This window comes from Cryobacterium sp. TMT1-66-1, assembly GCF_004403435.1.
GTDB classification, from domain to species: Bacteria; Actinomycetota; Actinomycetes; order Actinomycetales; family Microbacteriaceae; genus Cryobacterium; species Cryobacterium flavum.
Map to the genome: position 1 here is coordinate 57,671 of NZ_SOGP01000015.1, position 10,374 is coordinate 68,044.

The 10,374-nt window shown below is 65.5% G+C and carries 8 protein-coding genes; 3 read left to right on the top strand and 5 right to left on the bottom strand.

The window, feature by feature from the left end:
* Nucleotides 1–2: 2 nt before the first annotated feature.
* From narI to E3T29_RS11010, 5 genes are all read right to left on the bottom strand, one after another.
* On the bottom strand, nucleotides 3–761 hold the full coding sequence (gene narI, locus E3T29_RS10990) for a respiratory nitrate reductase subunit gamma (RefSeq protein ID WP_134345462.1): 759 nt from the start codon (nucleotides 759–761) through the stop codon (nucleotides 3–5).
* Nucleotides 758–1,498, bottom strand: coding sequence for a nitrate reductase molybdenum cofactor assembly chaperone (narJ, locus tag E3T29_RS10995; protein ID WP_241987764.1), 741 nt, complete (start codon nucleotides 1,496–1,498; stop codon nucleotides 758–760). The genes narI and narJ overlap by 4 nt, the downstream gene beginning before the upstream one ends.
* Nucleotides 1,495–3,162, bottom strand: a complete 1,668-nt coding sequence (narH, locus tag E3T29_RS11000) for a nitrate reductase subunit beta (RefSeq protein WP_134345463.1) — start codon at nucleotides 3,160–3,162, stop codon at nucleotides 1,495–1,497. The genes narJ and narH overlap by 4 nt, the downstream gene beginning before the upstream one ends.
* Entirely contained in the window at nucleotides 3,162–6,935 is a 3,774-nt protein-coding gene (locus E3T29_RS11005; RefSeq protein ID WP_134345464.1) for a nitrate reductase subunit alpha, read from the bottom strand. Before E3T29_RS11005 ends, narH begins: the two co-directional genes overlap by 1 nt.
* 105 nt (nucleotides 6,936–7,040) lie before the next feature.
* Nucleotides 7,041–7,748 carry a metalloregulator ArsR/SmtB family transcription factor gene (locus tag E3T29_RS11010; RefSeq protein ID WP_166789832.1) on the bottom strand — a complete coding sequence of 236 codons (708 nt, stop codon included), beginning with the start codon at nucleotides 7,746–7,748 and terminating at the stop codon, nucleotides 7,041–7,043.
* Between the two features lie 152 nt (nucleotides 7,749–7,900).
* Here E3T29_RS11010 and pdhA point away from each other — a divergent pair, with 152 nt between their 5' ends.
* The 3 genes from pdhA to E3T29_RS11025 form a co-directional block, all read left to right on the top strand.
* Nucleotides 7,901–8,977, top strand: coding sequence for a pyruvate dehydrogenase (acetyl-transferring) E1 component subunit alpha (gene pdhA, locus E3T29_RS11015; RefSeq protein ID WP_092340351.1), 1,077 nt, complete (start codon nucleotides 7,901–7,903; stop codon nucleotides 8,975–8,977).
* Nucleotides 8,974–9,996 (top strand): alpha-ketoacid dehydrogenase subunit beta, encoded by a 1,023-nt coding sequence (locus E3T29_RS11020; RefSeq protein WP_241987765.1) that lies wholly within the window; start codon nucleotides 8,974–8,976, stop codon nucleotides 9,994–9,996. Before pdhA ends, E3T29_RS11020 begins: the two co-directional genes overlap by 4 nt.
* A gap of 9 nt (nucleotides 9,997–10,005) precedes the next feature.
* The coding region (locus tag E3T29_RS11025; protein ID WP_304997027.1) for a biotin/lipoyl-containing protein at nucleotides 10,006–10,374 on the top strand (369 nt) is incomplete at its 3' end.

Here is a 10,374-nt window from a genome sequence, read left to right on the forward strand (position 1 = left end):
GACTACTTTCTAGAGCGCTCCAGCGGGCGCTCGCTTTTCTCCCAGCCGCGACGTGGTGCTCGCGAACCGGCGCCACGAGGGTTGTCGCGGGAACGGTACACCACGTAGGGGCGCACGAGGTAGCCGAGCGGCGCCGAGAACACGTGCACCAGCCGGGTGAATGGCCAGAGCAGAAACAGAGCGGTCGCCGTGAGCACGTGCAGCTGAAAGAAGAACGGTACATCACTCATGAGCGACGGATCGGGCTGCAGGCTGTACAGCGAACGAATCCAGGGTGAGATCGACCCTCGGTAGTCGTAGCCCCCACCGAAGATTTGGTACAGCACGGTGGCCGTCGTGCCGAAGGTGATCGTGCTGGCCAGGAACACGTACATGACCTTGTCCATCACCGTCGTGACCAGCAGCACCCGCTTGGTCAGGCGGCGTCGGTAGATCAAAATGGCGAGCCCAGCAACGGTGAGCACGGCCGCGAAGCTGCCCAGCCACGTGGCACCGAGGTGATACATGTGTTCGGTCACACCGAAGAATTCCAGCCACGGCTTGGGAATGAACAGGCCAACGACGTGCCCGCCGATCACCATGAGAATGCCGTAGTGGAACATGGGCGAGCCCCAGCGCAGCAGGCGGTTCTCGTAGGTCTGGCTCGACCGCGAGGTCCAGCCGAACTGGTCGTAGCGGTAGCGCAGCAGGTGGCCGACCACGAACACGCCCGTTGCGGCGTAGGGAAAAGCGACCCAGAGCAGGTAATCCCAGGCGGTCATCGGCTGACATCTTCGTTTGCGTGCGCGGAAAACGGTTTCAGATTGCCCAGGTAGGTCATGCCGACCGTCTCGGTCGGCGGCCCTTCATTGACCAGATTGAGATAGCGTTCGCGAGTCTCGTCGTCGATCATCGGCAGCGACAGGCACACCGCCTCCACCAGGTGGGCGTAGGGGCTGTCGAACTTCTCCAGGGCGGAGCGCAGCACCTCGATGCCGTCGCGGTGTGCTGAGAGCAGTTCCTGCGCGATCGGCGAATCCGACAGCGCCGAGAACTCAAGCACCATCGGCAGGTAGTCGGGCAGTTCGTCGGCGTCAACCTGCCAGCCGGCCGCCCGATAGGCCTCCACGAACCGCACCAGCGCCATGCCGCGGCGACGGGTATCGCCGGCTGCGTAGTAGGTGAGGTACGGGCAGCATTTGCGTTTCAGGTCGAAGGTCGCGGTGAAGTGCGTCTCGAGCTGCTGCTCATTCCAGCCGGCGATCCCCGTGAAGAACGCATCGAACGCGGCCCGCAGTGGGTCGGGCAGGCCAACAACGCCTGAACGCACCAGTGAAAACTGCCGCTGCCGCTTTGGAGTGGGATAGTCCAGCAGAATCGAGGCCGCCATGTGCGCGATGACCCCCTGATCCGCCGTCAACGGCACGGCGGCGATGAACCGCGGGGCCATCTTCGGCGCCCGAAAGCCGAAGTTCACCCGCGCAGCGAGTGCCGCGGGGAGACGGGTGGCGGTGCTCATGCCGCACTCCCGGCATCCGCTACCGGCGGGAACATGCCCTTGGGCACCCCACCGCCGTTCCAGTTGAGCAGGTTGACCCGGCCCGGAGTGGTCGGCGCGGTCGGGCTGGCGCGGCCGGTCATCTCGTTGTAGTTGTCGACCGTGGCGCCAAGCGGCATGCCGACGGTGTTGCCGTAGGGGCCCGAGTGCCCGGCAGCTCCCGGCCCGCCCATGCCGGGGCCGCCGTCGGTGTCGAGCGAGCAGCCGAGTTCTTCGAGCTCCCGCGCGGTCTCCACGTGCGCCTTCGGAATGACGTAGCGGTCTTCGTACTTGGCGATCGCGAGCAGGCGATACATGGCCTGGATGCTCTCCCCGGTCATTCCGACCGCGTTCGGGATGCGCTCGTCGGGCTCGTTGCCGAGGTTGAGGTCGCGCATATACGCCCGCATCGCGGCGAGCTTGCGCAGTGACAGTTCGACCGGAACGACGTCGCCGGCCGAGAACAGTCCGGCGAGGTATTCCACCGGAATGCGCAGCTTGTCGATCGCGGCGAACAGGGTGCGGGCGTCTTCGCCGTCGCTGCCGGAGTTGCTGACCACGTCGACGACCGGCGAGAGCGGCGGGATGTACCAGACCATCGGCATGGTGCGGTATTCCGGGTGCAGCGGCAGCGCGATCTCGTACTCGGAGATGAGCTTGAAGATGGGGCTGTTCTGAGCCGCTTCGATCCAGTCGTCGGCCATGCCCTCCGCCTTGGCTGCGGCGATGACCTCGGGGTCGAACGGGTCGAGAAAGCAGGCACGCTGCGCATCGAGCAGGTCCTGATCGTTTTCGATCGAGGCTGCTGCGAGTACAGCATCGGCGTCGTAGAGCATGAGGCCCAGATAACGCAGACGTCCGACACAGGTTTCGGAGCAGATGGTGGGCTTGCCCTGCTCGATCAACGGGTAGCAGAGCGTGCACTTCTCGGCCTTGCCCGTTTTGTGATTGAAGTACACCTTTTTATAGGGGCAGGCGCTGACGCACATGCGCCAGCCGCGGCATCCGTCTTCGTCCACGAGCACGATGCCATCTTCTTCACGCTTGTACATGGCACCGGAGGGGCAGGCCGCAACGCAGGCGGGGTTCAGGCAGTGCTCGCAGATGCGCGGCAGGTAGAACATGAAGGTCTCTTCGAACTCCATCTTCACGTGCTCGCTCATCGTGGCGAGAATGGGGTCTTGGGCGGCCGTTTCCTGCGAGCCGCCGAGGTTGTCGTCCCAGTTGCCCGACCACTTGATGTCCATGTTCTGGCCGGTCAGGAGCGACTTCGGGCGTGCGACCGGGCTTTGCGTGCCGGCCGGGGCTGTGGTGAGCATGTCGTAGTCGTAGGTCCACGGCTCGTAGTAGTCGTCGATCTGCGGCAGGTTGGGGTTGTTGAAGATCTGCGAGAGCTTCTTCAGCCGCCCGCCGGCCTTCAGCTGCAGCCGGCCGCGCCTACCCAGCACCCAGCCGCCCTTCCACTTCTCCTGGTTTTCGTATTCGCGCGGGTAGCCGATGCCGGGCCGCGTCTCCACGTTGTTGAACCAGGCGTACTCGACGCCAGTGCGGTTGGTCCACACCTGCTTGCAGGTGACGGAGCAGGTGTGACACCCGATGCACTTGTCGAGGTTCATGATCATCGACATCTGGGCCATGACACGCATTAGTAGTCCACTTTCTGGCTGCGACGACGAATCACGGTGACCTCGTCGCGTTGGTTCCCGGTGGGTCCGAGGTAGTTGAAGGCGAACGACAGCTGGGCGTAGCCGCCGATCAGATGAGACGGTTTCAAGAGGATGCGCGTGAGCGAGTTGTTGGTTCCGCCGCGCATACCGCTGGTTTCGGCGACCGGCACGTTGATGGTGCGATCCTTCGCGTGGTACATGTACACCGTCCCCTCCGGCATGCGGTGCGACACGATAGCCCGTGCCACGACGACACCGTTGCGGTTGTACGACTCGATCCATTCGTTGTCGCGCACGCCGATCTTGTCGGCGTCCTGCGGGCTCATCCAGATGGTCGGGCCGCCGCGGGAGAGCGAGAGCATGAGCAGGTTGTCCTGGTATTCGGAGTGGATGGACCACTTCGAGTGCGGCGTCAGGTAGCGCACGGCAACCTCGGCATGACCGGCAGAGCCTGTCGCCCCGGCGCTGGAGACGCTGGTCGCGCCGACGATCGAGTCGTCGAACAGGCGGTGCATGTCGAGCGGCGGCCGGAAGATGGGCAGCTGCTCGCCGAGCTCGATCATCCAGTCGTGGTCGAGGTAGAAGTGCTGGCGGCCGGTGAGGGTGTGCCAGGGCTTCAGGTGCTCGACGTTGATGGTAAAGGCGCTGTAGCGGCGACCACCGTGCTCTGAGCCCGACCATTCCGGAGAGGTGAGCACCGGAACCGGCGCGCCCTGAACATCCGGGTAGCTGAAGCGGCGGCCCTCGTTGTCGCTGGCCAGTTGGGCCAGCTTGACGCCGGTGCGTTCCTCGAGCTGCCGAAAACCCTGCGTGCCGAGGCGACCGTTGGTGGTGCCAGAGAGAGCAAGCACCATTTCGCAGGCGTGAATCGCCGTCGACAGGCGCGGGCGGCCGGCGGCGGGTCCGCTCGGCACCAGACCGTTCTTCTTGCCGAGGTAGGTGACCTCCACGTCGGGGTTGAATTTCACGCCCTTGGTGACCATTCCGAGCTTTTCGGTGAGTGGCCCGAGCGCGCCGAGCTGTGCGGCGAACGCCGGGTAGTCGCGTTCCACGACGACGAGCTTGGGCATGGTGACCCCGGGAATGAGCGGCTGGTCGCTGCGCACGGTGCCGTGCGGGGTGGCCATGCCGTCGGGGGTGTCGTGTTGCAGCGGCGCCGCGACGAGGTCCTTGCGCTTACCGAGGTGCTTCACCGACATCTCTGAGATCTTCGCGGCAAGCACGTGAAAGATGTCGAAGTCGGTCTTGGCCTGCCACGGAGGCGCGATCGCCGGGTTGAACGAGTGAATAAACGGATGCATGTCCGTCGTCGAGAGATCGTTCTTCTCGTACCAGGTGGCCGGCGGCAACACCACGTCGCTGTAAATAGTCGTCGAAGTCATGCGGAAGTCGCTCGTGACCATCAGGTCGAGCTTGCCCTCCGGCGCGCTTTCGTGCCATTTCATGGTCTTCGGGCGGCGAGCCGGCATGGATTCGACGGCGCGCACCGCGGAGGGCGCGCCGAGCAGGTGCTTGAGAAAATACTCGTTGCCCTTGCCCGAGGAGCCGAGCACGTTGGCCCGCCACACCACGAGCACCCGCGGAAAGTTTTCGGGCGCGTCGGGGTCTTCACAGGAGAACTCGAGCGAGCCGTCCTTCAGCGAGTCGACGACGTATTCGGCGGGCTCTACGCCCGCGGCCGCGGCGTCGTCGACGAGGTCGAGCGAGTTGCGGTTGAAGGTGGGGTAGCTCGGCATCCAGCCGCGCTTGGCCGATTCGACCATGGTGTCCGCGGTGGTGCGTCCCTTGAATATCCCGGCGCCGAGCGGGCTCGCGAGGGTGTCGGCGCTCAGGCCGTCGTAGCGCCACTGGTCGGTGGCGAGGTAGAAGAAGCCGGTGCCGATCATCTGGCGTGGCGGGCGCACCCAGTCCAGACCGAAGGCGTACTGGCCGTAGCCGGTGAGCGGGCGCACCTTTTCCTGGCCGACGTAGTGGGCCCAGCCGCCGCCGTTCACGCCCTGGCAGCCGGTCATGGTGGTGAGCGCGAGAAAGGCGCGGTAGATGGTGTCGGAGTGGAACCAGTGGTTGGTACCGGCGCCCATCAGAATCATCGAACGCCCCTCGGAGTCCTCGGCGTTCTGCGCGAATTCACGGCCGATGCGCGCGGCGGCCTGCCACGGCACGGAGGTGATCTCCTCCTGCCAGGCCGGGGTGCCTGGCGTGGAGGCGTCGTCGTAGCCCGTTGGCCATTCGCCTGGCAAGCCGTCGCGGCCGACGCCATACTGCGCGAGAAGCAGGTCGAACACGGTCGTCACGAGCACACCGGCGACCTCGCGCACGGGCACGCCACGGCGCACGATGCCGGCGGCACCGGCGTGGCGCTCACCGACGCTGTCAGCACCCGGCGTGATGTCGAAGCGGGGCAGGTCGATCGCGACGGATGCACCGTCGTAGTCCGGGGCATCCGCTATGGAGAGCAGCGGGTCGCGACCCTCGAGGTCGAGGTTCCACTTGCCTTTGTCGGCCTCGCTGAACCGGTGGCCGATCGAACCGTTCGGCACGAAAGCCTCACCGTTCTCGTCGAGCATGACGGTTTTGAAAGCGGCGCTCGAAACGGATGCGTCGGTTCCGGGCAGCGCGTCGGCCGTCAGAAATTTGCCGGGAACCCAGGCATCCTGGCGCGGGGTGAGGGCGATCAGGTAGGACGAGTCGCTGAACTTTTTCATGTACTCGCCGAAACGCGGGGTGCGGCGATCGACCAGGAACTCTTTCAGAATGACGTGGCCCATGGCCAGGGCGAGGGCGCCGTCGGTGCCGGGGTGCACGGCCAGCCACTCGTCGGCGAACTTGGAGTTATCGGCGTAGTCCGGCGAAACCGTGATGACCTTCTGGCCACGGTAGCGGGCCTCGACCATAAAGTGTGCGTCGGGGGTGCGGGTGACGGGAACGTTGCTACCCCACATGATGAGGTAGCTGGAGTTCCACCAGTCGGCCGATTCCGGCACGTCGGTCTGGTCGCCGAACACCTGCGGACTGGCCACCGGCAGATCGGCGTACCAGTCGTAGAACGAGAGCATGGTGCCGCCGAGCAGCGAGATGAACCGGTTGCCGACGCCCTGCGACACGATCGACATGGCCGGAATCGGGCTGAACCCGACGACCCGGTCTGGCCCGTACTGCTTGATGGTGTGCACGTGGGCGGCGGCGACGATCTCGGCCGCTTCGTCCCAACTGGCGCGCACGAGGCCGCCCTGGCCGCGGGCGCTCTTGTACTGGCGGGCGGTGTCTGGGTTACCGGTGATCTCGGCCCAGGCCAGCACCGGGTCGCCGAGGCGAGCCTTGGCCTCGCGGTAGAGGTTCAGCAGTACGCCGCGCACGTAGGGGTAGCGCACCCGGGTGGGTGAGTAGGTGTACCAGCTGAACGCGGCGCCGCGGGGGCAGCCGCGCGGTTCGTACTCGGGTGAATCGGGGCCAACGCTCGGGTAGTCGGTCTGCTGGGTTTCCCATGTGATGATGCCGTCCTTGACGTACACCTTCCAGGAACAGCTGCCGGTGCAGTTCACACCGTGGGTCGAGCGCACCTCTTTGTCATGGGTCCAGCGGTCACGGTAGAACGCGTCGGCGGCGCGACCGCCGGTCTTGAACACGCTGCGCAGGTCTTCGCTGGTTTCTGAGCTGCGCAGAAAACGGCCGAGCTTCAGCAGCGAGTCGGCGACCGGGCCGTCGGTGCCGGGCTTGCTGGTGGTGCTGGTTGTTCCTGTGCGCGTTTTCACGGCTGCCCCTTGCCTGCCGGGGAATGCCGCAGTGGCACTCACCCTCAGAACGAGCTAAGCCGCTGCCTTCGAGGCCGACAACCGCAAACCACCGGTAATAATGTTTTACCCCGGTTCGCGAGAGCGCAAAAAGTGCCCGTTTGAGGTGTCCAATCGGGCACTTTTTGCGCTCTCGCGTTCAGCGGGGAGGGGAGCAACGTCGATCACGCAGAGGTGTGGGGCGTCGATGAGGTTCAGGCCGATCGCGCGCAGCGGGCCGTCGGCCTGTTCGAGCACGCCCTGGATCAGGCGATAGTGCACTCCGCAGACCTCCGGGTGGTCCTTGACCATCTCGGAGTACGGGCAGTCGCGCAGGTTGAGCTGTTCGCCGCTTGCGGCGACGCTCGCGTCGAAGCCGGCCTGGTCGAGATGGTCGTCGAGGGCATCGAGTTGCCGCTGGGCGGCCGGACCGGAGCAACCGGCCAACGCGCTCTGGCCTACGGGCAGAAGGGGCAGCATCCGTCGCAGCTGGTCGGCGCGCTCCTGCGCGGCCTCGATCTTGCGAGCGCGAATAGACCCGAGCTCGGTGCTGACCCCGCCGGCAGCGCTGTAGAGCACCTTCGGGCGACCCTTGCTGTCACGAGCTTCGGGCGCACAGGTGACGAACCCGTCGTTGATCAGCCGGTCGAGGTGTTCGCGGGCGGTGTTGGGGTGCAGGCCAGCGGCTTCGGCGAGGTCGTTCACGGTCATCGTTCCGCGGCTATGCAGCTGGTAGAGCAGGTTCATGCGGCTCAGACTGGCGAGCGTTTTGTAACTCGGGGGTTGGGCGGCCATGACTCCATTATGTGCCCCCATTTTGGGCAGCCGCAGAATTCGCGAATTCACCCCAACTCTCCCGTAGATCCTTCCGCTGACCGCTTAGAAAGGAAACTATTCAGCACAAAGTAATAGTCTTAACAAACGAAACACGCAGGAAGTGGGACCACATGGCGGCAAAAGCCCGCACGCGACCGAAGGCAGTAGTCGAGTCAACGGGTGGTGAACCCGCTGACACCCTGCGTGACTATTACGAACGGATGTCGCTGGTGCGGGCCTTCGAGCTGCGCTCCAGCGAGATGTACGCCCGGGCCAAGATCGGCGGTTACTGCCACCTGAACCTCGGCGAAGAAGCCACCGTGGTCGGCCTGATGGCTGCCATCGAGGCCCGTGACTACCTGTTCACCGGATACCGCGACCACGGCTATGCGCTGCTCCGCGGCCTTGCCCCCGAACGCGTCATGGCCGAGCTGTTCGGCAAGGTCACCGGCGTCTCCGGCGGACGCGGCGGCTCGATGCACCTGTTCGACGAAGAAACGCGCCTGTTCGGCGGCTACGGCATTGTCGGCGGGCAGCTTCCACCGGCCACCGGCGCGGCTCTCGCCTTGAAAACCCAGGAAACGGCAGGGCCCGACGCTGCGGCGGTAATGTGCCTGCTCGGCGATGGCACCACCAACATCGGCGCGTTCCACGAATCGCTCAACCTGGCCGGCCTGTGGAAGCTGCCGATCGTCTACGTGATCGTCAACAACGGCCTCGGCATGGGAACGACGGTGGAGAAGGCATCCGCTGAACCCGAGCTGTACAAGCGCGGCGCGTCGTACCGTATGCCCGGCATTCGGGTCGACGGCGACGACGTGCTCGCGGTGCGCGACGCCGCCCGAGACGCCCTCAAGCAGGCCCGCGAGCAGCGCCAGCCGGTGCTGCTCGAGGTCATGTGCTACCGGCTGCGCGGCCATTCCGTGGTCGATCCGGCCCGCTACCGCTCGCCCGAAGACACGACGATCGCCCAGCAGTCCGACCCGGTACCGAGCTTTCGCGCCGAACTGATCGCTTCCGGCGTGCTCACTGAAGCGGATGCCGCCGCTATCGACGAGGCCGCCGACCTGCGCGTCTCCGAGGCGGTCGTTTTCGCCGACGAGAGCCCTGAACCCGACGTGGCCGACCTGTTCAAATATGTTTACGCAACCCCGGTGGCGAATGCGCCATCCGCTTTGCCCGGAGAACCCGTTATGGACGCACTGTGAATACCAACGTAGAGTCAACAACCCGCACGATCACCTACCGCCAGGCCCTCAACGAGACGCTGCGAGCCGAGCTCGAACGCGATGAGAAGGTCTTTCTGGTCGGCGAAGAGATCGGGGTGTTCGAGGGGTCCTACAAGATCACCGCCGGGCTGCTCGAAGACTTCGGACCCGAGCGGGTGCTCGACGCCCCGATCGCCGAAGAGGGATTCGTGGGAGCAGCCCTCGGCGCCGCGATGCTCGGCATGCGGCCGGTGGTCGAGATTATGACCATCAACTTCAGCCTCATCGCGATCGATCAGATCGTGAACCATGCCGCCAAGATGCGCTCGATGTTCGCCGGTCAGGTCTCCATTCCGCTGGTGATTCGCATGCCCGGCGGCGGCGGCCAGCAGCTGGCCGCGACCCACTCGCAAAACCTCGAGGTCTGGTACGCGCACATTCCCGGGCTCAAGGTGGTCGCCCCGTCGACCCCGGCCGACGCGAAGGCGCTGCTGACCGCGGCGATTCGCGACGACGACCCGGTGATCTTTCTGGAGAACCTCTCGCTGTACAGCGCCAAGGGCGAAGTGCCTGACGGCGAACAGGTCGCCGAAATCGGCAAGGCCGCGGTCGTTAAGACCGGCACGGACCTCACCATCGTGAGCTACTCGCGTGGCACTACGACCGCCCTCGAAGTGGCGCATCAACTCGAAGCCGAGGGCCTCTCGATCGAGGTCGTCGACCTGCGCAGTCTGCGTCCGCTGGACCGCGACACCATCTGCGCCTCCGTTCGCAAAACCGGCCACGCCGTGGTCTTCGAAGACGACTGGCTCAGCTACGGCATCGGCGCCGAGATCTCGGCGACCATCAGCGAGGGCGTGTTCGATTTTCTCGACGCCCCCGTGCGTCGCGTCGCCGCCGCCGAGGTGCCGTTGCCCTACGCCAAAGCCCTCGAGAAGGCCGCGCTGCCCAGCGCAGCCGACCTTGCCAAGGTCGTGCGAGAGGTCCTCAACATTTCATCTACCCCCAACGACAAGTAGGAGCCGGCCATGCCCGACGTCATCATGCCCCGCCTCTCCGACACCATGGAGGAGGGCGAACTCAGCCGCTGGATGAAGCAGGTCGGCGACGAGATCCACAAGGGCGACGTACTCGCCGAGATCGAGACCGACAAGGCCACCATGGACCTCGAAGCCTTCGATAACGGCATTCTCGAGCAGCTGCTCGTCGTCGCCGGCGCGCTCGTGCCCATCGGGGCACCCGTCGCCCGTATCGGTGACGGCAGCAACATCGTCGAGGGCGCAACGACGCCCGCCGCGCCGGTAGCGGATGCCGCGGCTCCCGCCGCGCCGGTAGCGGATGCCGCGGCTCCGGCCGCGCCCGCCGCCGCCGTTACCGCTGCGGCAACGCCCGCCGTC

Bases quoted from the DNA above. Each gene is read 5' to 3' on its own strand.
- E3T29_RS11010 (WP_166789832.1), bottom strand. From the start codon at position 7,748: ATGGCCGCCCAACCCCCGAGTTACAAAACGCTCGCCAGTCTGAGCCGC.
- narH (WP_134345463.1), bottom strand. From the start codon at position 3,162: ATGCGTGTCATGGCCCAGATGTCGATGATCATGAACCTCGACAAGTGC.
- narJ (WP_241987764.1), bottom strand. From the start codon at position 1,498: ATGAGCACCGCCACCCGTCTCCCCGCGGCACTCGCTGCGCGGGTGAAC.
- pdhA (WP_092340351.1), top strand. From the start codon at position 7,901: ATGGCGGCAAAAGCCCGCACGCGACCGAAGGCAGTAGTCGAGTCAACG.
- narI (WP_134345462.1), bottom strand. From the start codon at position 761: ATGACCGCCTGGGATTACCTGCTCTGGGTCGCTTTTCCCTACGCCGCA.